Source organism: Frankia sp. CcI49, assembly GCF_001983215.1.
Lineage (GTDB): Bacteria > Actinomycetota > Actinomycetes > Frankiales > Frankiaceae > Parafrankia > Parafrankia irregularis.
Window position 1 is genome coordinate 56,803 of sequence record NZ_MOWP01000020.1, and the last position, 24,671, is coordinate 81,473.

The window sequence follows — 24,671 nt, forward strand, 5'->3', positions numbered from 1 at the left end:
GCCGTCGGCGGGGAGTGCACGTGGTGACGGCGGGCACCGGCGTCAGACCTTCGACGCGCGCACGTCGAGGCGGGAGTTGAGGCGGTTCGCCACCGTGTTGAGGGCCAGCACGGTGAGGAACATGGCTGCACACGGGACGAACACGTACGCGGGATGATCGGCCAGATCGTCCTTGCCGGCGGCGATCATTCCGCCCCAGCTGGGGTTCGGCGGCGGGATGCCGAGCCCGAGGAAGCTCAGCGAGCCCTCCGCCACGATGAGCCCCGCGATGCCCACGAAGGCGAACGAGATCATCGGCTGCACGATGTTGGGGACCAGCTCCCGCAGGACGATGCGCCGACCGCTCGCCCCCATCGCCCGCGCGGCCAGCACGTACTCCCGCCCGGTCGCGCTCGCGACGTTCGCCTTGGCGAGTCTCGCGCCGGGCGGGACGGCGAGCAGGGCGAGCCCGCAGGCCAGTGTCCACAGCGTCGGTGACACGACGCTGGCCAGCGCCAGCAGCATGATCAGGGGCGGGAACGCGAGCAGGGTGTTGAAAAGGACATCCGTGACCGCCTCGAACCAGCCCCGCAGGTAGCCGGCGAGCACCCCGAGCAGCCCTCCGACCAGCAGCCCGACCGCGGCGGCGCCGACGCTCACCACCAGGGAGGAGCGGGCCCCGTACAGGAGCCTGGCCAGCACGTCTCTGCCCAGGCCGTCTGTTCCCAGCGGGTGCGACCAGTCGGAGAACACCGGGACGCCTGGATCGCCGACCAGTTTGTCGAAGTCGTCGAGGGGCAGCAGCCCGGCGGTGACGGCGCCGAGCACCAGAACCACCAGCCACCCGATCGCAAGCCCCGTGCCAGCACCCTTCGCCCATCCGCGCCGGCCGCTCATGCCGTCCGTACCCGGGGGTCGATCGCGGCGTTGACCAGGTCCACCAGCGCGTTGATGACGACGTAGCTGAGCGCCACCACGACGACAACGGCCTGGATCACCGGCAGGTCCTTGCCGTAGATCGCCTGGGTCGCGAGATTGCCCAGCCCTGGCAGCGCGAACAGCGACTCGATGATCACGGTGCCGCCGATCAGCCGCCCGGCCGCGAGCCCCGTCAGCGTGACCAGTGACGGCGATGCGGGCCGCAGCGCGTGCCGGAAGAGCACGTAGGGCCGGGAGAAGCCCTTCGTCCGGGCGGTGAGGATGAAGTCCTCCCGCAGCACGGCGAGCACGTCGGCGCGCAGGATCCGCGCGAGCACCGGTATCTCGACGACGGCGAGTGCGATGACCGGGAGCACCAGATGCCGCAGGTTCTCGATCGGCTCCTCGTGCAGTGGCACCCAGCCGGCGACCGGGAACACGTGGACGCGGACCGCCAGCAGGTACGCCAGCACCAGCGCGACCGCGAACGAGGGCGTGGACAGCATCGCCGACGTCAGCACGGACATCACGCGGTCCGCGAGTCCGCCGGCCCGGGCCGCGGCGGCCAGCCCGAGCGGGACGGCCACCGCGAGCGAGACCAGCAGCGCCAGCGCCGCGATCTCGAAGGTCACGGGCAGCCGGTCGGCGATCAGGTCCGTGACCGGTTGCCGCTTGGTGATCGAGCTGCCCAGGTCACCGGTCAACGCGTGGCCCAGCCAGGACAGGTACCGCTGGGGAAGCGGCTGGTCGAATCCGTAGCGGCTGTCGAACGCGGTGACGGTCTCGGGTGAGGCGTCCGGGCCGAGGATCGCCCGCCCCGGGGAGCCCGGCATCAGGTCGACGAGTGCGGTCGCCGCCAACGTCACCAGGAGAAGCACGGGCAGGAGCTGAGCGATTCGGTGCGCCAGAGCGCGAGTCATAGGCCATCCAGAACGGAGGTAGCGGCGTGTCGGTGCATCGCATGGGACACCGGGCTCGTTGGCAGTGTCAAGACGATACGTTTCGTTTTACACAGTGTTTTCCCAGCTTAGCAGCCATGATCAAACAGTGATATGACATTTTTCTGCCTGAGAAGGGTTGCCCTGGTGAAGGTGGGCGGGTCAGACTCGGCGCCATGCCACCCCGAACCGCGCTGGGCTCGCCCAGCGTTCTCGACCTGTTCTCGATCGGCCTCGGCCCGTCGAGCTCCCACACCGTCGGCCCGATGCGGGCGGCTCGCCGCTTCGCCGAGGCGTGCGGTGCGGCGATCGCCGCGGTGGCCCGGGTCGAGGTGACGCTCTACGGCTCGCTCGCACTCACCGGCGCGGGCCACGGCACCGACGCCGCCGTCCTGGCCGGGCTCGCGGGCCTTCTCCCCGAGACTGCGGAGCCGGACGAGGTGCCGGCGATCACCACCGCCGTGCGCGTCAGCGGCCGACTGCGGCTGCTCGACGCGCACGAGGTGGCGTTCGACGTCGACCGTGACCTGCTCCGGCAGCCCGAGCCACTCCCGCGGCACCCGAACGGGCTGCGATTCGTGGCGTGGAACGCCGGCGGCGGACGGCTTCGCGACGAGACGTACTACTCGGTCGGCGGCGGCGCGGTGGAGGCCGACTCGTCGAGTGAACGCGATGGCGCGGGCGTGCCCGACGCCACCGCGGGCGTCTACGCCTACTCGTCCGCCCGCGAGCTGCTCGACCTCTGCGAGCGACACGAGCTGCGGATCAGTGACGTGGTGCTGGTGAACGAGGCCGCCCGGCACGGCGCGGCGACGCTGCGCCGCGAGCTGCTGGACCGCTGGCGGGCGATGGCCGAGAGCATCGAACGGGGCTGGCGCGCCGACGGGCAGCTGCCCGGCGGCCTTCGGGTCCGCCGGCGCGCCCGGGAGATGCACGACGCGCTGGTCGCGGCCATCAACGGGAACGGTTCGGGCCGGGCCGACGCGCTGCACTCGCTCGACTGGGCGACCGCCGCGGCGCTCGCCGTCAACGAGGAGAACGCGGCCGGCGGGCGGATCGTCACCGCTCCCACGAACGGCGCGGCCGGCATCGTGCCCGCGGTGCTCTACTACTACCGCCGGTTCGTCGCACCCGACGACGCGGCCGCGGACGCCGGAACCATCCGCTTCCTGCTGGCCGCCGGGGCGTTCGGGCTCGTCATCCGGCGCGCGGCGTCGCTGTCCGGGGCCGAGGTCGGCTGCCAGGGCGAGATCGGGTCGGCCTGCGCCATGGCGGCCGCCGGGCTGTGCGAGGTGCTCGGCGGAACACCCGCGCAGGTGGAGAACGCCGCCGAGATCGGGATGGAGCACAACCTCGGCCTGACCTGCGACCCGGTCGGCGGGCTGGTGCAGGTCCCCTGCATCGAGCGCAACGCGATCGGCACCACCAAGGCCATCGCCGCCGCCCGGTTGGCGCTGGCCGGCAACGGGCGCCACCGGGTGTCGTTCGACCAGGTCGTCGCGACGATGCGGGCGACCGGGCTCGACATGAAGGCCGAGTACCGGGAGACGTCGCGCGGCGGCCTGTCCGTGGCGCTCGCCGAATGCTGACCCGGCGAACGCCGACCTGGCGAATGCCGGCCTGGCGAAGGAAGGAATCCTGATGACCATCCCGAGCCATCTGCGCTACACCGAAGAGCACGAGTGGCTGGAGATCGACGGTGATCTGGCCAGGGTCGGGATCACCGCCTACGCGGCGGACGCGCTCGGCGACGTCGTCTTCGTGGACCTGCCCGAGATCGGCGCCGCGCTGGCCGCCGGTGAGCCGTGCGGCGAGGTGGAGTCGACGAAGTCGGTGAGTGATCTGTGCGCGCCGGGAGACGGCGAGGTGATCGAGCGCAACGAGGCCGCCCTCGGCGATCCGGCCCTGCTCAACAGCGACCCGTTCGGCTCAGGCTGGCTGTTCCGGATGCGGCTCACCCGCCTTCCGGACCTTCTCGACGCGGACGGCTACACGGTGCTGACGGGGGCGCCGCCGGCCTGAGGATCTGGTGTCGAGGCCGCCGGTGGGAGCGTTGACCCGCTACCGCCGGCGGCCTCGGTGCGTTACTTGCGGCGCTCGTCGAGTTCGCCCATCCGCGGCCGGGGGAGAAGGACCTCGTCCGGCCCTGGACGGACCGCGGTTTCGTCGCGCGGGAAAACGAGCCCGGTGGGCAGATCGTCGCCGCGGAAGAGAGTCTCGGTCACCCCGCCGGCCAGGGTGTCCACGGCCAGGATCACCGCCGCGGCCGTCCAGGAGCTGCGTTCCTCGGGCCAGTTGACGCCGGCCTCGAACTGCCAGCCGGTCCAGTAGCTGCCGTCGGCGTGGCGCAGGTGCCCGATGTCGCGCACCAGCTGGACGGCGGCGTCGGTCTCCCCGACCAGATGCAGGGCGATGGCCAGCTCGCAGGTCTCGGCACCGGTCACCCACGGCTGGTCGTCGACGCAACGGGCACCCAGCCCGGCGACGACGAAGTCGTCCCAGCGTGACCGCAGCCGGGCCCGCCCCTCGGCGCCGCGGAGGACGCCGCCGATCACCGGGTAGTACAGGTCCATCGACCAGCGGTCCCGGCGGCCGAACAGCTCCGGACGAGCGCGCAGCGCGTGCCGCAGCATCCCGGCCCCGAGCTCCCACTCGGACCGCGGCTCACCGACGAGGTCGGCCAGGGCGAGGCCGCATCTCAGGCTGTGCAGCGTGCTCGAGCACCCGGTGAGCAGTGCCTCGGTGTGCGGGCTGCCGTCGGCCGCGCGGGCCCACCACACCTACCCGTCCGGCTGCTGCAGGTCCAGGACGAAGTCGAGCGCGGCCCGCACCACCGGCCACACGCGGGCCGCGTGCTCGCGGTCGCCGGTGACGAGCCAGTGGTGCCAGGCGGCGGCGGCGACGTACGCGCACTGGTTGCTGTCCGCTCCCGCGTCCTCGACGACACCGGCCACTGTGCGCATCGGCCAGGAGCCGTCCGGGCGCTGGCTGCGTGCCAGCCACTCCCACCCCGCGGCGGCGGCGTCGGACCGCCCCGCCAGCTGCAGGGCCATCACGCACTCGAGATGGTCCCAGGCATCGGTGTGGTCGCCGGGGGACCAGGGAATCGCCCCGTCGGGTTCCTGCATCGCCGCGATGGCGTCGGCCGTCTCGATGATCGCCGCGCGGGTGAGGAGCGTCGGCGTGCCGTCGGATGGCAGGGCGTATGTGTGGCTCACGGTGTCTGTTGCCGCCAGTCGGCCAGGACGTCCTCGATCGGCGTGCCCGTGGGCGGCGGCCCGACCGGCGCGGCGGTCGGGGTGCGGGTGAAGCGCGGCGCCGGGGCGGCCTGTTCCGCGCCGTCGACCGTCACGATCGTCTGTCGTTCGGCCATGTGTGGATGGGTCGACACCTCGCCGAACGAGAGAACCGGCGTCACGCAGGCGTCCGTGCCGGCGAACACCTCGGCCCATGCGTCGCGCGGGCGGGTGGCGAAGATCCCGGCGAGGCGAGCGCCCACCACCGGCCACCCGGCCCGGTCGTACTGGCCCGGCAGCTCCTCGGCGGTGAGCCCGACGCCGGCGAGCAGCTGGGCGTAGAACTGCGGTTCGATCGCGCCGACCGCGACGTAGCGCCCGTCCCCGCAGACATAGGTGCGGTAGAACGGCGCGGCCCCGTCGAGGATGTTCGACGACCGCTCGTCCGACCAGACCCCCATGGCCCGATGCGCCCAGGCCATCTGCCCGAGCACGCTGGCGCCGTCCACCATCGCGGCGTCCACGACCTGCCCGCGCCCGGAGACCGCCTGCTCCCACAGGGCCGCCAGCACTCCGGCGACCAGGAACATCGAGCCTCCGCCGAAGTCCGCGGCGAGATTGAGCGGCGGGACGGGCGGGGCGTCCGCGGGGCCGATCGCGTGCAGGAGCCCGGTCAGCGACAGGTAGTTGATGTCGTGGCCGGCCCGCTGGGACAGCGGCCCGCTCTGCCCCCACCCGGTCATCCGTGCGTAGACCATCCGCGGATTGCGGGCGAGACAGTCGTCCGGGCCCAGCCCCAGTCGCTCGGTCGTGCCGGGGCGGAACCCCTCGATCAGCACATGCGCGTGTTCCACCAGCCCCAACACGGCTTCCCGCCCGGCGGGGTCCTTGAGGTCCGCGCCGATCCAGCGACGGTTGCGCAGCATCAGATCGTTCATGCCGGTCGCCCCGGGACGCTGGACGCGCACGACGTCCGCGCCCAGGTCGGCGAGCAGCATGGCGGCGTGCGGACCGGGCCCGATGCCGGCCAGCTCGACGACGCGCAGGCGCGTGAGCGGGCCGCCACGGCGAGGCGTGGGTGGAACAGGCTCGACCTCCGTGGTCGCACCGCCGAGCGTGCTATCGGTCATTCCTGTCTCCGAACGTGCTCTTGACGAGTGGAACCGGCCTGGCGGGCACCCGGGCGCGTTGAGTCCTGTGCCGGTTCGGGGGTGCGGCTACTTCCCGCCGCGGAGCCGCCCGGCGCCGCGCGCATCAGGTGCGAGCGCGTGCACCGACGAGACCTCCGGCCGGAAGCGGCCGGCGAACCAGGGCGAAGTCCGACGATGTGTGCTCGGCGGCACGCTAAGGCCGCCGCAAGCGCGGAGTCAAGAGTTCCGGACGAGAGTCGTCCGGATCAATTCGGGGCTCGGGAGCCCGGAGCCCGGAGTCCGGAGTCCGGAGTCCGGCCGCGATCAGCTGATCGCGGCGCGGGCGTGGACCCCCGCCAGGACCAGATCCACGACCTCCGCCGCGTAGGCGTCCCGCCGGGCGTGCCAGACGTCGGTCTTGTCCGACGGCAGGAGGAGGAAGTTGTGGATGATGGTCCCGCGGACCGCGTCGACGATCATTTCGGGGCGGGTGCCCTTCGGGAGCTCGCCCCGCTCGATCGCGCGGTTCACCCCCTCCCGGACCAGCGCGCGGCTGCGCCGCCTGCCCGGGTCGATGTCCGGGAAGGCGACGTCTCCCGTGTACAGCTTGGTGTCCAGGAGGAGTCGGATCTCCGCAATCCCCGCGGGCTGGTCCAGGCGGTCGAGCAGGGCCAGGGCCAGCGTGAGGAGGTCGCCGCGGATGCTGCCCGTGTCCGGAAGCTCGACGAGGTCCGGCTGCGTCGCCGCGAAGGCGCTGGAGAGGATCTCCATCTTGGAGGACCAGCGACGGTAGATGGCGGCCTTGCCGACGCCGGCACGGACCGCGATCGCGTCGAAGGTGAAGCCTGACCAACCCACCTCGGCGTAGATCTGGATCGCCGCGCCGGTGACCTTCTCCTCGATGGTCGGATCCACGGGGCGCCCGATGCGGCGCCTGGGAGGGGTGGACATCACCCCACCATCCCACAGCCCCACCTGATCGGTTGATCACGTGGGTGTCCCACCCTGGTTCACGATCCGGCGGTGGTGGCCATGGCCGGGTGCGGGTCCTGGGCCGTCTTGACGCCGGTTGGTCGGTCGAATACTTTGCGCCTATTACAGAACGAGTTCGTCCGAAATCTCACCCTTAATGGGCGCGGCGAAGGGGAGGCGTCATGGCGATCGCCATCAGCGACGAGCACCAGGAGATCGCGCGTACAACGCGGGCCTACCTGGAGAGCCACGGGGCGCGTGCCGCGGGCCGGGAACTGCTGAACGCGCCGCCCACAGCGGTGCCGGACTTCTGGAAGGGGCTCGCCGAGCTCGGCCTGCTCGGCCTGCACCTTCCGGAGGAGTTCGGCGGTGGCGGGGCGGGGCTGCCGGAGCTTGTCGCGGTGGTCGAGGAACTCGGCCGGGCCGTCGCCCCCGGCCCTGTGTTGCCGACGCTGGCGGTCTCCGCGGTCATCGCGGCCAAGGGCAGCCCGGACCTGCGCGCCCGGCTGCTGCCCGCCCTCGCCGGTGGCGAGACGGTGGCGGCGATCGGTCTCGGCGGGACGCTGACGGGTGGCGGCGACGTGCTTACCGGCGATGCCGGTGCCGTGCTCGGCGGTGGCCTGGCCGAAATCCTGCTGGTTGCCGTCGGTGACGACCTGGTCGTGCTCTCGGCCGCGGCGCCGGGAGTCATGGTCGAGGTGCCGGCGTCGAACCTCGACCGTTCCCGCCCGTCGGCCCGGGTGCGCCTCGACAATGTGCCGGTCGCCGCTGACGCCGTCCTCGCCGGGGCCCGCCCCTTCGCGGAGGCGGTCGTCCGCACGCTGGTCGCCGCCGAGGCGGTCGGCGGTGCCCATGAGTGCGTGACGGCCGCGACCGAGTACGCGAAGGTCCGTGAGCAGTTCGGCCGCACGATCGGCACCTTCCAGGCGGTCAAGCACCACCTGGCGAACATGCTGGTCGCGGCCGAGCTCGGTACCGCGGCGACGTGGGACGCGGCGCGGGCCGCCGCGGGACCCCAGGACGAGTTCGTGCTGGCGGCGGCGGTCGCGGCAGCGCTTGCCCTGCCGGCCTTCGTCACCAACGCGGAGCGCAACATCCAGCTGCATGGTGGGATCGGCTTCACCTGGGAGCACGACGCCCACCTGCTGCAGCGGCGCGCCGTGGTCCTCAGGGCACTGTTCTCCCCGATCGAGGCGGCGGCCGACGTCACCCGGCTGAGCGTGGCCGGTGTGACGCGCGAGACGGCCCTCGACCTGCCGCCCGAGGTCGAGGCCGAGCGACCGGCTGTCCGGCGGCTCGCGGCGGAGATCGCCGCGCTGCCCGCGGCCGAGCAGCGCCAGCGCCTCATCGAGACCGGCTACGTCCAGCCGCACTGGCCGAAGCCGTGGGGGATCGAGGCCCCCGCCGGCCTGCAGCTGGTGATCGAGGAGGAGTTCCGGGCCGCCGGCGTCGCGCGGGTGAACCTGTCGATCACCGGCTGGGTCATCCTCACCCTGATCCAGCACGGCACCCCCGACCAGGTCGACCGGTGGGTCCGGCCCGCGCTGGCCGGGGACGAGATCTGGTGCCAGCTGTTCAGCGAGCCGGCCGCCGGCTCCGACGCCGCCGCCGTGCGGACCTCGGCGGTGCGGACCGACGGGGGCTGGGTGGTCAACGGCCAGAAGGTCTGGACCTCCGATGCACACCGGGCGCGCTGGGGCCTGGCCACGGTGCGCACCGAGCGCGGGGTCGGCAAGCACAACGGCATCACCACCCTGGTGATCGACATGGCCGCCCCCGGAGTGGAGATCCGCCCGCTGCGCCAGAGCACCGGCGACAGCATGTTCAACGAGGTCTTCTTCACCGATGTCTTCGTCCCGGACGCCGACGTCGTCGGGGTGCCGGGAGCGGGCTGGACGGTCGCCCGCGCGACTCTCGGCAACGAGCGGGTCAGCCTCGGTGGCAGCGTCGACATGATGGGATCGGTCGACTACCTCGACCTGTACCGGGCACACGGTCACCGGCTGCCCGGCGCCGAGTCCCGGATCGGCGCGCACCTGGCTGAGAACCTCGCACTGCGCCAGCTGAACCTGCGCCGCGCCGAGCGGGCGGTCGCCGGTGGCGGCCCAGGACCGGAGGGCAATGTCACCAAGCTGGTCGTCGCCGAGCACGCGCAGCGCACCGCGACCCTGGCCGCCGACCTCGTCGGTGAGCAGACCGCGTTCAGTGACGAGCTCGGCGGCGTCGGATGGCGCCAGCTGATCTCCCGCGCGGCGACGATCGCGGGCGGCACCTCGGAGATCGCCCGCAACCAGATCGCGGAACGCATTCTCGGCCTGCCGCGTGATCCGCTGGCGATCTGAACCGTTCCCGCTGACCGGCGCACGCCGCGGCCCCGCGTGCGACCTGACCTGACCTGAGCTGACCTGGACGGGCGGTCGCCGGTCGTCATTCCGGTTCGTCGTAGTCGTGCAGGGGCGGCGGGCCGGCCATGGGTGGGCGTGGCTCGGTCGGCCGATCGGCGATCTCGTCTCGCAGCTGGGTGAGGCTCGCGAGTTCGGCGTACATCCGGCGCAGCACGTAGTCGCCGACGGCGCGGGAGTGACGCAGCCGCGTCACTTCGTCCAGATGAACCTCGCGGGCTCGCCGCCGGCCCCACTGCAGCTCGTCGATCGCGGCCCGGGTTCGCGCCAGGTGCTGGTCTAGCAGCCGCACGATCTGGTCTGGCTCGCCCTCCGCACCCAGCCACACCCGCAGCAGGACGGAATCCTTGACGACGACGGGCTCGTCGTCGGGCAGGTCGTCCAGCCAGCCGCGCAGCACCGCCCGGCCCGCTGGGGTGATCTCGTGGACGACGGTGTGCCGGGCCCGCGGCGCCGGCACCACCTCGGCGGTGACGAGTGCCAGCTCACCGAGGCGAGCCAGCTCCTTGCGGATATGGCTGACCGCCGGCGCCCAGTAGAAGAACCGCAGGCTGAAGTCCGCGCGGGTCTTGAGCTCGACCGCGGACAACGGCACGTCTGCGACTGCCAACAGCCCGAGCACCGCGTAGCTGGTCGGCGGCAGTCCGGCCGCGTCCCGTCGGGGCACTGCTGCACTCCCTTTCCCACGGCGTCACATCGATGCCGCGCCAGGCTGTCATACGCCGGCCGGTGAGCGACGAGCCCGTCCTTCGTCGGTTCGATGGACGGCAGCTCCGGAACCCGGCTGGATGCTGCCGGGTCAAGGGTGTGGAAGATCGGCGTCCTCGGCGAAACGGTCCTCGAGATCGCGCTTGATTACCTTGCCGGACGCATTGTGGGGCAGGGCGTCAACGATGCGTATCCGGGCGGGGACCTTGAAGGCGGCCAGCGTGGCCGCGACCCAGTCGCGTACTTCCGCCGGGTCGAGGATGCTCCCATCGTGGGGGACCAGGACAGCCAGCACCTCCTGGCCGAGCTGGTGGTGTGGCACCCCGATCACCGCGGCCTCGGCGATGCCCGGATGCTCGATCAGCCGGTTCTCGATCTCGATCGGGTAGATGTTCTCGCCGCCACGGATGATCAGGTCGCGCAGGCGGCTCTCCAGGTACACCATGCCGTCCACGATCCGGCCGTAGTCCCCACTGCGATACCAGCCATCGGCGTCGAGGACCGCCGCCGTGGCCTCCTCGTCGTTCCAGTAACCGAGGAAGACGCTGGGGTTGCGGAGCCAGATCTCGCCGACGTCGCCATCTGCTGTGAGCTCGGAACCGTCTGCGTCTCGCAACATCAGCTCCGAGGTCGGCGTGGGTACCCCGACGGCGCCGGGATGCGTGACGAGCCGGGTACCGCCGATCGCCGTGCCCACCCCGAAGGTCTCGGTCATCCCGTAGCCGCTGCTGACCCGCACGCCCGGTAGCCGCTCGGCGACGACCCGGGGCAGCTCCGGGGGCATCGGCGCGCCGCCGCAACCGATGCCCCGCAGGGTGACGAGCGTGGCAGGGTCGAGGTCGGGATGCTCCAGCAGGCGGAGAAACTGGGTCGGGACGCCGGTCCACTGGGTGACGCCGTACCGGCGGGTGAGTTCCAGGTGCGCGGCGGGATCCCAGCGGCCGGGCGGAGCGAGTACCAGCGTCATGCCGGATCGCGGCGCAGCGCCGAGCAGCGGGCCGAGTCCGGAGATGTGGAAGAGCGGGCTCGCGAGCACGCTGACGGCGGCCCCGGCGGGCGGCGCGGCATCCCCGCTCACCACCTCGACCGCGCCGCGCAGGCTAGCGTCCAGGCCGAAGTTGACGACCGCGCGGTGACTCAGCACCGCACCCTTGGCGCGGCCGGTGGTCCCGCTGGTGAACAGCACGGCGATCGGCTCGTCCTCACCGATGTCGCAGGCGAACAGGTTCTCGTCCACATCCACGTCCCGGACGGACGACTGCGATCGGTCGAGGGCGTCCGGGACGCTCACGGTGGCCTCGGCGGCCAGCTCGTCGAAGGTCACCACCGGCAGGCCGGCATCCGCCATCCCTGCGAGCCTTTCGATCCGCTCGAGCCGGCGTTCGTCCCCGACCAGCAGCCGGGGACCAGTCAGCACGAGGCCGTGGCGCATTTCGGGCCCGGTCCACCAGCCGTTCAGGCCGACGACGACCCCACCGAGCAGGACGACCGCCCAGATGGTCAGGGCGTGTTCGACGCTGTTCGCGCCGACCAGCGCCACCCGGTCACCGCGCCGGACGCCGTGCCGGCCGTGTAACACGGCGGCGACGCGTTCCGCGACCGCCGTGGCCTCGGCGTAGGTGACCGTGCGGTCGCCCAGGATGAGATATGGCCGGTCGGCGTGATCGCGGCCCGCGGCGCGCAGCACCTCCACCACGTTGCGCGGCCGGTTCGCGAAAACCGTCATCTCGACACCGCGAACGTCCTCGCGGGCCAGTTCGAATGGCGCACCGGGCCCGAGGAGCAGTGCGCGAGCCGATTCAGGGACCCGGTGAAGGTCGGGCCACCGTAGCATCTCTGCCCTCCCGATATCGACGCCGACGGCCGGCCGGCTCCTGTTCCAGAACGGGAGGAAGGAGCCGGTCGGCCTCATTCGGTGTCACAGGTAACTGGAAACGTGGTCACGAATCCATCAGGACTCCGGACGTCGACATTTCCTCAGTAGTCGTCGGTCGGCTCGAAGAGGCCGGCGAACTCGAGCTTGCCGTCGCGGACCCGGCCGAAGTGCAGCCAGTCGCCCTTGAACAGCTGGTGGTCGAACGGGCCGCCGGCGATGTGGGTGTTCGGGCCACCGGTGACGGCCGGCATGAAGCGGATCCGTTCGATGCCCTCCTTGACGCCCTGGCCGGTCAGGACGGTGGCGCGGTGCAGGGCCTCGACGGTGGTCGCGGCCATGTCGTAGGCGAGGCCGGGAATGGCGTTCGGCCACATCCAGGGGTCCTCGCCGTAGCGGGCGACGAACCGCTCGTGGAACCGGTGCATGCGCGGGTTCTCCGGGCACCACTGGTCGATGCCGACCCAGCCTTCCAGCTGCTCGAAGCCCCAGATGTACTGCATGAACGCGGTGGTCATGATTCGCGGCGGATCCCAGTCGATCTTTTCCAGTGCTGCGCGTACCGTCCCGTTCACGACCAGGCCGCCGTAACCGAGCCAGGCCAGCGCATCGGCCCCGGAGTCGCGCAGCAGGGCGAACTTCTCCGCGAGCTCGTCGGTGGTGGTCTTGTTCGTRATCGACTCGACGGCGGCGACCGAGATACCGAGCCGGCGGCACTCCTGATGGAAGAACCGGACGTACTCGGGGCTGATCGGCGACCAGGGCATGACGACCGCCACGCGTCGGTGGCCCTCGCGCTTCAACCAGTTGACCATCAACGCCGGGTCGCCTCCGACGTCACCGTTGCCGAGCCGGAAGCAGTACTCGCCGTGGAACGCGTCGGTTCCGCACATGCTGATGAGCGGGACCTTCCGGGCGTTCGCGTGCTCGGCCAGCGCCATCGCCGAGTCGGTGTAGTTGGCGCCGACCACCGCCAGGCAACCGGCGTCCACCAGCCGGTTGAACGCGTCGATGCCGCCCTTGGCGGTTCCCTGGGGCAGACCCGCGTTGTCCTCGAAGAGGAACTCGTAGCGGCGGTCGAGCAGGCCGCGCTCGATGCCCTCGTCGAAGGCCATCTGGATTTCTCGCTGGAAACGCTGCCATTCCATGCCCAGCCAGCCGATCCTGATCGGCTCGAGGCGTAGCCAGCGGTCCTCGATCGACGTCGTCGTCATCGTCGGTGCTCCGTCCTGTTTGGCGCTGGTTCCCGTTTCCGGTCGGTGGTGTCCGGTGAGGCGGGTGGTCGCACTGTCGTGGGTCATCGGTCGAATGCGCTGAGGGCGTTGTGGTCAGCCGCCGCGGTACCCAGCCGGGTCAGCAGCAGGCTGGTGACCGCCGGGTCGACCTTGAGGGTGATGGCCCACAGGTAGAGGCCGTGGATGATGCCGCGCCCGATCCCCTGCCAGACGGCGTTGTCGGGCGGCGTCTCGACCCCTGCCGACCGCAGCCGTTCGAGGTAGTGCGCGACGAGGTCCTTCTCGGTTCGGCGGCGGTCGGAGACGGTCAGCGCGGAGGCGAGATGGTAGCCGACGTCGAGGTACCACGGCCCGCGTTGGACCAGCTGCCAGTCGAGGAAGGACGGCCGGCCCGCGCCGTCGAGGAAGACGTTCCCGACATGGGCGTCGCCGTGGATCACGCACCAGGGCTCATCGTCCTGCCTGGTCAGCGCGGCAAGCGAACGGTAGGCGTGCACCAGCCGCCCGGCGTCGCGCACCTCCGCCGGCACGCCGGCGCCGATCGGCCCGTCGAAGTTGACCCGGATCTCGTCCACCCCGCGTAGCTGGAGATAGCTGGTCAGCCGCGGGGCGAGCCATTCGGTGGTGGCGAGGTCGGCGGCGCCCCAGGTCGAGGCATGCAGGGTGGCGAGCTGCGCGAGGCTCTCGGCGGCCTGGTCGGGCGTGTAGTCGCTGCGTGCGTCGAGGAACTCCGCGCCCTCGACGATCACATCCTCGGTGATGACGACGCCCTGCCGCTCCCGCGGGTCGACGTCGGCGTAGACGCTGCGCAGCGTTCGGACGCCGGATCTGGCCGCCACATCCCGGTAGAAACCAGCCTCCGGAATCCCCGCGTGCCGGAACGCGTGGCCTGCCTCGGTGAAGTAGCCCTTGCCACACAGATCGGGGGAAAGCCCTGCCGGGACACCATCCGCGCACTCGATCCGGAACCGGGCGTTGGTGGCGATCCGGCTGATCACGGGTCCTGGCCTGACCGCGGTGACGGCGATGCCGGGGAAGCGGGCGCCGAGCGCGCCGGTCAGCCAGTCCGGCGACAGCATCTCGTCGAGCGTGCCGGGAACGGGAACGGTCATTCTTGGCCTCTCTTATCGCTGCTGCCGCTGTCGCTGTCGCCGCCGTCCGGCCCCGGTGGGCTGGCGGTGGACGGCTGCTCCGCGGGTGCCGCGCGCAGCCGCGGAGCGATGTCCGTCATGAGACGAAGGAGCAGGTCGTCGCCGCCGTCACGGACGGCCGGCAGGAGCACCAGGTGGCGGGCCCCGGCTCGGATGTAGTCCTGCAGCCGTGCCTCCACCTGTGCCGAGGTCCCGGCGACGGCGACCCGGTCGACCATCGGCAGGAAGTCCTGCCGGTAGGTCCCGCCGAGGAACTCGGCCGCGCGCCGCCGGGCGACCTCGGTGTCGTCGTCGACGACCACCGGCAGGTACGCCGCCCAGACGAAGCCGTCCAGGGCGCGGCCGGCCGCGTGTGCCTCGGCTCGGACGACGGCGACGGACCGCCGATAGCGTTCGGCGGAGTACAGGTAGGGCATCCAGCCGTCGCCCAGCCGGGCGGCCCGGCGCATCGCCGGCTCCCGGCGGCCGGCGACGATGACCGGCGGCCCACCCGGCTGGCACGGTGGCGGGCCGATCCGCACGCCCGTCATCGGGAACAGCGGGCCGGGCCGGTCGACCGGGGTGCCGCCCCACAGGTCATGCAGCACCCCGATCGCCTCGTCGGTGCGGCGGCCCCGCCCGGCCAGCGGCACCCCGCAGGCGTCGAACTCGGCCGGGTACTCGCCGCCGACTCCGATCCCGAGCGCGATCCGGCCGTCGGTGGCCGTGTCGAGATCGGCGATCTGCTTGGCGACGATGGCGGGTTGGTACAGCGGCAGGAGCAGGACCGCTGTGCCGATGACGACCCGTTCCGCCTGCGCGCTCAGCCGGGCCAGCCACGCCATCGCCTCCGGGCTCTGGTTCGGCGAGGCGACATGCCCGCCGACCCAGAGCGCGTCCGCGCCGGCAGCCTCCAGCGCGGCGACCCCGGCCCGGGATCGCGGTGCCACGCAGCCGACCGTCACCTCGCCGCCCGTGAGCAGCTCCCGCGCCTGTCGAGTCCGCGGCGTCTGTCGCGCCGCCGAGTCTGTCGCATCCATGATGGGCCGCTGGTCGGTCGACGGTCAGCTGCTGGGCAGCGGGGCGCCGCAGGAGAGCTTCAGGGTCTCGACGTATTTCTTGTCCTGCAGCCTGACAGTGCTGGCACACGGCGCCGAGATGGTGTGGTTGAGCGGCCACTGCGTCTCGGCGAGCGCGCCGTCCCGGTGGAAGGTGTAGCCACCGCCGTTGATGGTCTTCAACAGGTTGTCGACGGTGAGGTCCTTGCCGGTTTTGGCCACCGCGTCGAGGAAGAAGTCGGCAGACCAGTAACCGGCCATCGCGACCAGCCCTACCGCCTGGTCCGGGGCGTACTTGGCGAAGTCGGCCTCGAGCTGCTTCATCGCGGGCGAGTCAGTCTGTGTCGATGACCACTGGAGCAGCGTGTAGGTGCCCTGGAGTCCTGCGTACCCCTCCAGCCGTGGGTCGTAGCCGACGGCGCTCAGGACCGCGCCCTGGTAGCCGGCGGCGGCGAGGGCCTCGGCGATCTTCGCGGTCGGCCCGAAGTCCGTGGTCAGCACGACCAGGTCGGGCGGCGCGCCACCGTCGGCGCTCATGACGTCCCCGATGATCGGGGTGGCGTCGGCCAGCCCGGCCGCCGGTACCGGGCTCTTGTCGTAGACGACCTTCATCCCGGACTGCGTGAACGACCTGGTGATGCTCGCGAGACCGAGACGTGCGTTGTCCTGGTCGGTCCCGATGGCCGCGACGCTGCCGCCGGTGGCCTTGTCACCGAGAATCGACCGCCCGACCATGCCCCACGCCGAGCTGGTGCTGTGCCCCGAGCTGGGAACCAGGCAGCCGGTGATACCGAAGCCGATCGCGGTGTCGCAGTACGCCTCCTGGGTGCCCCAGCCGAAGTAGGGCACGCCGTCGTTGCAGAAGGTGTCCCGATAGTTGGGCGAGCGGACCATCGTCGGAACGGCCGCGAAGACGTTCTCGTTGACGAGTGCCTTGGCCTGGGAGACGTTGCGGGCCGGGTCGCTGCCGTCGTCGAGGGTGCCCACATAGTTGATCTTCCGGCCGTTCACGCCGCCCTCGGCGTTGGCACGGTCGAACCGGACCTTCGCCCCGGCCTCGGCAGCCGCGAGCGCCACCCCGGCGGGGCTGGTCATGCTCAACAGGCCACCGACCCGGATCTCGGTGTCGGTCACGCCGCGGGCCTGCGGGCCGCCCGGGTCGGCGCATTTCAGGCTGGCCGGGTCCACGGAAAGGCCCGTGTTGTCCCAGCCGGTGGCCGGTCCCGGGTCGAACATCTTCTGATCGATCGCCGTGGTGGCGGTGGAGTCGTCTCCGCCGCCACATGCGGCGATGCTGAGTAAGAGAACGCTGGCGATGACCAGTCCGGTCCTGGATCGTCTCATCGGTTCCTCCGTGGGCGTGCGGGTGCGGGAAGCCGGGTGTCAGCTGCGCCCTGTCGGGCGCGGAAGCGGACATGGGGCCGGGAGAGCTGCGGGAACCCCGGGCCATGGGGGATGGCGGTCGGTCGGGGTGTCAGGGCTGGAACCGGTTCCGGAGGACAGATTTGGCGATCTTCCCCATGTCGGTGCGGGGAAGGACGTCGACGATCTCGACCTGTTCCGGGATCTTGTAGCGGGCGAGGCCGGCGTCTTCGCAGTGGCGGGCCAGGTCGGTGAGGCCGACCGGGGCCGCCCCGGGAACAAGGGTGATCACCGCGCAGCAGCGTTCGCCGGTGCGTGGGTCGGGCAGTCCGATGACGGCCACCTCGTCGACCGCCGGATGGGTGGAGATGACCTCCTCGACCTCGCTCGCCGAGATGTTCTCCGCGTTGCGGATCACGATGTCCTTGCGCCGGCCGGAGATCCGGACATGCCCACGCGGGCCGACGACACCGACATCGCCGGTGCGGAAGAAGCCGTCCGGGTCGAACAGCTCCGCCGGGCGTGACCGCCGCTCGCCGATCGGCCGCCGACGGCCCGCATCCGACCCGGCCGCGGCGAGGTAGCCGGCGAACAGCTGCGGACCGCGAACCAGCAGCTCGCCCTCGACGCCGGCCGGGYAGTCCCGGCCGTCCGGCCCGACGACGCGCACCTCGACGCCGGGCGCCGGGCGGCCCTCGGTGCGGTCCAGGTCGTCGTCGGTGTCGTCCAGGGCGCCGTGGGTGGCGAGCGGGAACTCGGTCATGCCCCAGCTCGACACCAGGCCGCGTCCGCCGAGCGCGTCGGCGATCTCCCGGTGCAGGCCGGCGGGCTTGGCAGCGCCACCGCTGACCGCCACCCGCAGCCGCGGGAACAGTGCAGCGGCAGCGGCGTCGGCGTCGCCGCTGCCGCGGTGCTGGTCGCCGTGGTGCTGGCCGGCCTGGGCCGCGAGGTACGCCCGCAGGAACGGTGTCGCCGAGCCCAGGATGGTCGCGCCGTGCGCCGCCATCGTCAGCGGGCTGGTCGCCGGGTCGAAGGCGTCCACCAGCAGCAGCCGCGTACCGGATGCCAGGGCGGCGGCGAGCATGACGGTGCCGCCGATGTGCGCGATCGGGAACGCGATCGGGTAGACGTCGTCCGGGCCGAGGCGCATCGCGGTGACCGAGCCGGCCGCGGCGGCCATCACCGAGGCGTCGGTGTGCAGCACGCCTTTCGGTGCTGCCGTGGTCCCGGATGTGTAGTAGATCCAGCGGATCTCCTGCGCCGCATCGACCGTGGGCGGTGGGGGAGGCGGGAGCGGGCCGCTGCCTGTCGGCAGGCCGAGCTCGCCGGCCGCGGCGGCGGCACGATGGTCGACCACGAGGATGCGGAAGCCACGGGCGGCGGCGATGGCCGTGGCCATCACCTGGTGGTCGAATCCGCGCCAGGCCGGCGGGACGGCCAGCAGGGTGGTGCCGACCTGCTCGACGATGTACGAGACCTCGCGCTCACGCAGCGTGGGGACGATCGGATTCTGACTGACCCCGAGCCGTGCGCAGGCCACGGCCAGCACCACCGCCTCCAGGGAGGTCGGCAGCTGCCAGCTCACCACCGAGTCGTGGCCGACCCCCAGGTCCAGCAGCCCGGCGGCGGTGGCTGCCGCCGCGTCCCGCAGCCCGGCAGCAGTGAGGGTGCGGCCGAGGTCGTCGAGCAGCAGCGGTGCGTCCGGCGTCGCGTCGGCGCGCCGCTGCACGAGCTGCCAGAGGGTGGCGGCGGTCAGCGCGGATGTGGTGGAAGCCGGTATCGGTAACGCGGCGCTTGTCATCGGGACAGCCCCCGTCCGGTCGTCACAGCACGGCTCCGTCGATCTTGAGCTGGACGATGTCGTCCCAGCTGTAGCCGTGCTCCAGCAGGACCTGGTCGGTGTGCTCGCCGTGGCCGGGGGCCGGCGCGAGGGCCGGAGCGACGCCGTCGAACTGCGCGGGGCTGGCCACCAGCGGGTAGGTGACGGTGTCCTTCTGGACGGTCGTGACGAAGTTGTTCGCGCGCACCTGCGGGTCTTCTGCCGCCTCCCGGGCGGTCTGCACCAGCGACCACGGGGTGGCGATCTTCTCCAGCAGCGTGATCCATTCGGCGAGGTCGCGGGAGGCGAAGATCTCGTCGAGGACGGCGATGCAGGCCGCCGCGTTCTCCGCGCGTCCCGCGGCGGTCGCGAACCGCGGGTCGGTGAGCAGGTCGGTGCGGTCGACGGTCTCGCAGAAGCGGTCGAAGTGCTTCTCCGTCTGGATGCCGGAGAGGTAGACGAGCCTGTTGTCCCGGGTGGTGTAGGCGGCGACGAACGGGTTCGGCAGCTCGTGGTGGCGGTTGCGGGGGATCGCGTCGACGTCGTAGAGCTGGCTCGCGACCACCCCGGGCCCGAACATCCACATGCCGGAGGAGAGCAGCGAGACGTCGACGACCCCACCGCGGCCGGTGCGCTCTCGCCGGAAGAGCGCGGCCGCGATGCCGCCAGCCAGGAAGGCGCCCGAGGCGAGGTCGCCGAGCGCCGGGCCGGGCTGCGGGACGAACTCGTCACTCACCTGGCTGGCCGCGTGGGCCATCCCGGTGCGCGCCCAGAAGTCGGTGTGGTCGAAGCCGCCGGCGTCACGTTCCGGCCCGGCCGGCCCGTGCGCGCTCGCCCGGGCGTAGACGAGGTTCGGGTTGATCGCGGTGAGGTCCTCGGCGTCCACCCGGAACCGGCGGCGTGCGTCCGGGAGCAGGTTGGTGATGAAGACGTCGGCGCCGCGCGCCAGCTCCGCCACGATCTTCTGGCCCTGTTCCGTGCGCTGGTCCACGCCGATGCAGCGCTTCCCGCGGTTCGTGATCTCCCACATGAACGCGACGCCCACCTCGCGCTCCGGCAGACCGGCGATGATGTTGCCGCTCATCGGGTCGCGGACGTCGGGCGGCACGATCTTGATGACGTCGGCACCCCAGTCGGCGAGCACGGCGCCGGCGGACGGCGCGAACGCGTACATCGACGCCTCGATGACGCGCACACCGGCAAGCAGGTCGTAGGGCATGACTCTCCGGTTTCTCGTCGGTCTCTCGGTCACGAGAACGCCGATCGGCGAAGGCGGGGCGAGACAGGACGAAGGACGAACTCAGGCCTGCAGCAGACCGCGCAGGTTCGTTTCGGCGATCTTCACGGCGTCCGCGTCGGGCACGTCTGCGAGGGCCTTCTCCAGGTAGGCGCGGTTGTTCGGCCACAGCCCGTCCCCGTGCGGGAAGTCGCCTTCGAACAGCAGGTTGTCCACCGGGACGTCGGCGAGGCTGCGCAGCGCGAACCGCTCGTCGACCAGGCAGACGTACATGTGCTCGGCGAACACCTCACGGGGCGACCGGGTGGCCTTGACGCCGGCCTGGCCGATGGAGGTGTCCTGGCTCAGGCGGCCGTCGTGAAAGGCTTTCTCCGCCCGCTCGAGAATGTACGGAATCCACCCGGCGCCGCCTTCGGAGAGGATGACCTTAAGCCGGGGGAAGCGCTCCAGAATGCCGGCGAACAGCCAGTCGACGCCGGCCATCATCGAGTTCACGCCGTTGAGCGCGACGAGCACCGTCGGCGGGGCGTCCGCGGAGGTCGTGACAAGTCGCGACGAGCTGCCGATGTGCATGCAGACGGGAATGCCGGCCTCGTTCGCCACCGCCCACAGCGGATCCCAGTGGTCGGTGTGGACCGAGGGAAGGCCGAGCACGGTCGGGTTCTCCGAGAAGGCGATCGCCCGCGCGCCCTTGGCGAGCACCCGCTTCAGTTCCTCGACGGCCTTCTCGACGTCGAACAGCGGGAGGATGACGGCGCCGAAGAGGCGCTCGGGGTCGGTCGCGCACCACTCGTCGAGCAGGTAGTCGTTGTAGGTGCGCAGGCAGGCGAGCCCCAGCTCCAGGTCGGTGACGTTCAGGAAGAAGCGGTGCCCGGCGAACCGTGCGTAGTTCGGGAAGCAGAGCTGGCCCCACGTCCCGTCGATGTCCATGTCCTTCAGCCGCTCGACCGGGTCGTAGCAGCCGGGACGGATCTCGTCGAAGCGGGCGGTGCCGGGCGCCGGCGGGTAGCCGGCCTCGGAGAAGCCGGGCAGCGCACGACAGGAGCCCATCGGGATGTAGGTGTGCTCACCCTCGTAGAGCCAGGCCTGCCGGCCCTCGACCTCCACGATCTTCGGGCAGCCGTCGCGGTACTTCGCCGGGACACGGTCGACCCACAGGTGGGCCGGTTCGATCAGATGGTCGTCCGCCGACATGATTCGGGTGGTCGTTGGCAACATGTGCACTACTCCTGTTCGCGATGTCCGCGACCGTGCCGCTGGTGGGGACGCGCGCTCAGCGCGGTGCCCCGACGAGCAGGGACGAGGTGAACGACTCCGCGCCGCTGGTGACGACGGCAAGCTGACGGGCGGTGGGCAGCTGGTGGGCACCGGCCTCGCCGCGCAGCTGCAGGCAGGCCTCCAGCAGGCCGCCGTAGCCGTGCAGCCGCCCGCCGGAGAGCTGGCCGCCGCCGGTGTTCAGCGGCAGATCGCCGGTCGGGCCGATCCGGTCCCCGCCCTCGATGAAGTCGAGCGCCTCGTAGCGGCCGCAGAACCCGAGGGCCTCCAGCCAGCGCAGCGCGTAGACCGAGAAGCCGTCGTAGACCTGAGCGAGGTCGACGTCGGCCGGTCTGAGGTCGGTCCGCTCCCACATCATGGCGGCGGACTCGTCGAACCCGGAGGCGGAGCCCATGGCCTCCAGCCGCAGCGCCCGGCCGGGGTCCCCGGCCGCCGCCGCGTTCGAGACCACGAACGCCACCGAACCGTCGACCGGGACGTCGCAGTCGTAGACACAGATCGGATCGGAGATCATCCGGGCGCCGAGGTAGTCGTCGAGGGTGAGCGGATCGCGGTACACCGCGGCCTCGTTGCGGGCCGCGTAGGCGCGGGTGGCGAGCGCGAGCGTGGCGAACTTCTCCCGGCTGGCACCGGCCAGCTCGATGCGCCGCTGCATCTCCATCGCCGCGTAGCAGGGGTAGCCGATCCCGAACGGCGTCGACCAGTGGGTGAGCTCCCGGCCGAAGCGCACCGGCTGGCCCTGGGTTCCGCCGCCGCCGAGCAGCGTGGCCGACCGGCTGCCGAAGCCTTCCTGCGCGGTCGACTCCCACACCGTCCGGAAGCACAGCACGTGGGTCGCGAGGCCGGCGGCGACCGCCAGCACGGCGTTGACGATCGAGCCGAGCTGGCCGGCGAGCTCGCCGCCGCCGGTGTGCCAGCGCAGCCTGAGCCCGAGCATCGCCCGGACGTCGTCGACACCGGCGCCGGTGATGCCGGGCGTCGACCAGAACGCGCCCGGGTAGGTCGAGACCCCGTCGATGTCGTCCGGTGTGAGCCCGGCGTCGGCGATCGCGGCCAGTGCCGCGTCCGCGGTGAGCACCCACGGGTCCACCCGCAGCCGCCGCCCGATCGCCGACCGGCCGACCCCGGTGATCAGCGCCGTGTCCTCGGGCCGGCGGCCGTCACTCCCGCGCATCGCCGGCCCCCTGATCCTCCGCTGCCGGGTGCTCGGGGCGGAACAGCGGGATGAACGCCTCACCGGACCGGCTGAAGCAGACCACCACCGGCAGCCCGACACGGATCCGCTCCGGAGAGCAGTCGACCACGTTGGTCAGCAGGCGCAGCCCGGGCTGCTCGACCAGCTCGACGTCCGCGACCAGGTACGGCGGTGGCATGGAGGGAACCCACTGGTAGCGGTTCAGCGTCCACGACCACACCGTGCCCCGGCCGGAGACCGGGTCGAACCCGACGTCGCGGCCCCGGCAGGCCGGGCAGACCGGCCGCGGTGGGTGCAGGTAGCGCCCGCAGTCACGGCAGTGCGCGATCCGCAGGACGCCGTCCGCGCCCGAGGTCCAGAACGCCGCGGTCCGCTCCGTCAGTGGCGGCGCGACCCGGCCGAACTCCTCGACCCACACCTGCCCCGGCACCACCGCGGCGGCGTGCGAGTTCTCGACGGAGCTGGTCGTCATCCCCACACCACCGGAACCGCGGTCGGACCGCGCTCGTACATGCCGATGATCCGCGGCGTCTCGGCGTCCGGGTCGAGGCGCAGGTTCGGGAGGCGGTCGAGCAGCGCGGAGATCGCGGTGAGGATCTCCGCACGGGCGACGTGCATCCCGAGGCAGATGTGCGGGCCGCCGCCGAAGCCGAGGTGTGCGCCGGGCGGGCGGCTCGGGTCGAACTCGTCCGGCCGCTCCCAGCGGGCCGGATCGCGGTTCGCCGCACCGAAGCACAGGTGGATGACCGATCCGGCCGGGACGTCGACACCGCCGAGCGTGGTGTCCTTCGTGGCGTAGCGGGAGAACATCGGGTCGGTCGGCATCCAGCGCAGCGACTCCTCGATCGCGGCGCGCAACACCGCCCGGTCCGCCCGGGCGGCGGCGAGCCACTGCGGGTGGGTCAGCAGAGCGAGCAGGGTGATGCCCATCTGCTTCCACGTCGTGCCCGAGCCGGCGGCGAGCAGTAGGTGGGAGAAACCCAGGATGTCCACGTCGGAGAGCCGATGGCGCTCACCGTCCTCCTCGGTGACCTCCGCCTGGACCAGCACGCTGATCAGATCGTCCGCTGGCTCCCGGCGGCGCTCGGCGATGATCGGGGCCAGGATCTCGACCAGGATGTGGGCGTCGCGTCCGTCGGAGGTGGCTGCCTCGCGGATCCGCAGCGCGTCGGACACGCCGATGCCGAAGCTGCCGCAGATCGTGAGCAGTGGGATCGCCGCGCAGAAGTCGACGTTGAGGTCCGACCGCCCGGACGACTCGATCGCGTCGAGCAGTGCCCGCACCGTGGACTCGATCCAGCGTTCGCTCCACCAGCCGCCCCGCTTCGGCACGAACGACGGCTGCACCAGGGCGCGGTAGCGGCGGTGCTTCACCCCGTCCATGTAGAGCAGCAACGTGTCGGCCATCGCGCGTTCGGGGCCGGGCGCGCTCGGCGCCGACACGAACGTCTCGCTGTCGCGCAGCACCGCCTGGCAGGTGGCGTGGTCGAAGACCGAGAAGTGCGCCAGCTCCGGGTAGGGCAGGCCCTGGAAGAACGCCTCGCCGTGGAATCCGACCAGCGGCCCGACGATGCCGGGATGCACCGGCCCGGTCTCGCGGAGCCGGTGGAACGCCGGGTACGGGTCGGTCTCGAAGGCCCCGCCGCGGCTCGCGTAGACGTCGCTACGCAGGTCGAACAGCTCGCGGATGCGCTGCGGGTCCAGGGTGGGAACGTCACTCGCGACCATGTCAGCCTCGCTCGAGAACGACGACGGGAATCCTGCGTGTCGTCCGCTTCGTGTACTCGTCGTAGTTCGGCCACCGCTGGGCCATCAGACTCCACAGACGCTCGTGTTCCGCGCCCTCGGCGGTGCGGGCGGTCGCCGTGAACCGGTCCGCCAGCACCTGCACCTCGACCTTGGGCTGGGCAAGGAGGTTGTGGTACCAGCCGGGATGAGCCGGCGCGCCTCCCTGGGAGGCGATGACGACGAAGCGGTCGCCGTCCTGCGCGTAGATGAGCGGCGTCGCCCGGCGCTGCCCGGTGCGTCGCCCGGTCGTCCAGAGCACCAGGCAGGTCACGCCGTTCCAGCTGTGGCCGACGGCGCCGCCGGTCTCGACGTAACGGCGGACGTGTTCCGCGCCGAACAGTGCCAGATCGGGCGCCGTGTAACCGCCGTCGCGGGTCGTCGGTGCCGCGTTCTCCGTCATGGATCTCGCCTCCTTT

At 71.8% G+C, this 24,671-nt stretch carries 20 protein-coding genes and 1 pseudogene; 3 read left to right on the top strand and 18 right to left on the bottom strand.

The window, feature by feature from the left end:
• Positions 1–42: 42 nt before the first annotated feature.
• Together CcI49_RS19340 and CcI49_RS19345 are read right to left on the bottom strand one after the other, a co-directional pair.
• Complete coding sequence (locus CcI49_RS19340) at positions 43–876, bottom strand: ABC transporter permease (protein ID WP_054569866.1); 834 nt, start codon at positions 874–876, stop codon at positions 43–45.
• Complete coding sequence (locus CcI49_RS19345) at positions 873–1,817, bottom strand: ABC transporter permease (protein ID WP_076828309.1); 945 nt, start codon at positions 1,815–1,817, stop codon at positions 873–875. Before CcI49_RS19345 ends, CcI49_RS19340 begins: the two co-directional genes overlap by 4 nt.
• A 194-nt stretch (positions 1,818–2,011) precedes the next feature.
• Here CcI49_RS19345 and CcI49_RS19350 point away from each other — a divergent pair, with 194 nt between their 5' ends.
• Together CcI49_RS19350 and gcvH are read left to right on the top strand one after the other, a co-directional pair.
• Positions 2,012–3,424: an L-serine ammonia-lyase gene (locus tag CcI49_RS19350; RefSeq protein WP_076828311.1), complete on the top strand. Its 1,413-nt coding sequence runs from the start codon at positions 2,012–2,014 to the stop codon at positions 3,422–3,424.
• Between the two features lie 52 nt (positions 3,425–3,476).
• Complete coding sequence (gene gcvH, locus CcI49_RS19355; RefSeq protein ID WP_054569863.1) at positions 3,477–3,857, top strand: glycine cleavage system protein GcvH; 381 nt, start codon at positions 3,477–3,479, stop codon at positions 3,855–3,857.
• A 62-nt stretch (positions 3,858–3,919) separates the two neighbouring features.
• Here the strand turns inward: gcvH and CcI49_RS19360 are convergent.
• From CcI49_RS19360 to CcI49_RS19370, 3 genes and pseudogenes are all read right to left on the bottom strand, one after another.
• Positions 3,920–4,963: pseudogene (locus CcI49_RS19360) on the bottom strand (hypothetical protein).
• 86 nt (positions 4,964–5,049) lie between these two features.
• Positions 5,050–6,201 carry a CaiB/BaiF CoA-transferase family protein gene (locus tag CcI49_RS19365; protein WP_083749609.1) on the bottom strand — a complete coding sequence of 384 codons (1,152 nt, stop codon included), beginning with the start codon at positions 6,199–6,201 and terminating at the stop codon, positions 5,050–5,052.
• Positions 6,202–6,525: 324 nt separating this feature from the next.
• On the bottom strand, positions 6,526–7,152 hold the full coding sequence (locus tag CcI49_RS19370) for a TetR/AcrR family transcriptional regulator (protein WP_083749610.1): 627 nt from the start codon (positions 7,150–7,152) through the stop codon (positions 6,526–6,528).
• 203 nt (positions 7,153–7,355) lie between these two features.
• Here CcI49_RS19370 and CcI49_RS19375 point away from each other — a divergent pair, with 203 nt between their 5' ends.
• Positions 7,356–9,515, top strand: a complete 2,160-nt coding sequence (locus CcI49_RS19375) for an acyl-CoA dehydrogenase (protein WP_076828313.1) — start codon at positions 7,356–7,358, stop codon at positions 9,513–9,515.
• 85 nt (positions 9,516–9,600) lie between these two features.
• Here the strand turns inward: CcI49_RS19375 and CcI49_RS19380 are convergent, their stop codons facing one another.
• The 13 genes from CcI49_RS19380 to CcI49_RS19440 form a co-directional block, all read right to left on the bottom strand.
• Complete coding sequence (locus CcI49_RS19380) at positions 9,601–10,242, bottom strand: PadR family transcriptional regulator (protein WP_076828315.1); 642 nt, start codon at positions 10,240–10,242, stop codon at positions 9,601–9,603.
• A 132-nt stretch (positions 10,243–10,374) separates the two neighbouring features.
• Entirely contained in the window at positions 10,375–12,009 is a 1,635-nt protein-coding gene (locus tag CcI49_RS19385; protein ID WP_083749631.1) for a class I adenylate-forming enzyme family protein, read from the bottom strand.
• 251 nt (positions 12,010–12,260) lie between these two features.
• Positions 12,261–13,370 (bottom strand): ABC transporter substrate-binding protein, encoded by a 1,110-nt coding sequence (locus tag CcI49_RS19390; RefSeq protein ID WP_076828583.1) that lies wholly within the window; start codon positions 13,368–13,370, stop codon positions 12,261–12,263.
• A gap of 83 nt (positions 13,371–13,453) precedes the next feature.
• Complete coding sequence (locus CcI49_RS19395; protein WP_054569857.1) at positions 13,454–14,503, bottom strand: aminoglycoside phosphotransferase family protein; 1,050 nt, start codon at positions 14,501–14,503, stop codon at positions 13,454–13,456.
• Positions 14,500–15,561, bottom strand: coding sequence for an LLM class flavin-dependent oxidoreductase (locus CcI49_RS19400; RefSeq protein ID WP_083749611.1), 1,062 nt, complete (start codon positions 15,559–15,561; stop codon positions 14,500–14,502). Before CcI49_RS19400 ends, CcI49_RS19395 begins: the two co-directional genes overlap by 4 nt.
• 24 nt (positions 15,562–15,585) lie before the next feature.
• Entirely contained in the window at positions 15,586–16,923 is a 1,338-nt protein-coding gene (locus CcI49_RS19405; protein ID WP_076828317.1) for an ABC transporter substrate-binding protein, read from the bottom strand.
• A gap of 130 nt (positions 16,924–17,053) precedes the next feature.
• Complete coding sequence (locus tag CcI49_RS19410) at positions 17,054–18,742, bottom strand: AMP-binding protein (RefSeq protein ID WP_198955574.1); 1,689 nt, start codon at positions 18,740–18,742, stop codon at positions 17,054–17,056.
• A 22-nt stretch (positions 18,743–18,764) separates the two neighbouring features.
• Positions 18,765–19,979, bottom strand: a complete 1,215-nt coding sequence (locus CcI49_RS19415; protein WP_076828319.1) for a CoA transferase — start codon at positions 19,977–19,979, stop codon at positions 18,765–18,767.
• 81 nt (positions 19,980–20,060) lie between these two features.
• Positions 20,061–21,215 carry an amidohydrolase family protein gene (locus tag CcI49_RS19420; RefSeq protein WP_054569854.1) on the bottom strand — a complete coding sequence of 385 codons (1,155 nt, stop codon included), beginning with the start codon at positions 21,213–21,215 and terminating at the stop codon, positions 20,061–20,063.
• A 55-nt stretch (positions 21,216–21,270) separates the two neighbouring features.
• On the bottom strand, positions 21,271–22,446 hold the full coding sequence (locus tag CcI49_RS19425; protein ID WP_076828321.1) for a thiolase family protein: 1,176 nt from the start codon (positions 22,444–22,446) through the stop codon (positions 21,271–21,273).
• Complete coding sequence (locus tag CcI49_RS40665) at positions 22,433–22,939, bottom strand: OB-fold domain-containing protein (protein WP_054569852.1); 507 nt, start codon at positions 22,937–22,939, stop codon at positions 22,433–22,435. The genes CcI49_RS19425 and CcI49_RS40665 overlap by 14 nt, the downstream gene beginning before the upstream one ends.
• Entirely contained in the window at positions 22,936–24,195 is a 1,260-nt protein-coding gene (locus CcI49_RS19435; RefSeq protein WP_076828323.1) for a cytochrome P450, read from the bottom strand. The genes CcI49_RS40665 and CcI49_RS19435 overlap by 4 nt, the downstream gene beginning before the upstream one ends.
• A 1-nt stretch (position 24,196) precedes the next feature.
• Positions 24,197–24,655 (bottom strand): nitroreductase family deazaflavin-dependent oxidoreductase, encoded by a 459-nt coding sequence (locus CcI49_RS19440; protein ID WP_054569850.1) that lies wholly within the window; start codon positions 24,653–24,655, stop codon positions 24,197–24,199.
• Between the last annotated feature and the right edge of the window lie 16 nt (positions 24,656–24,671).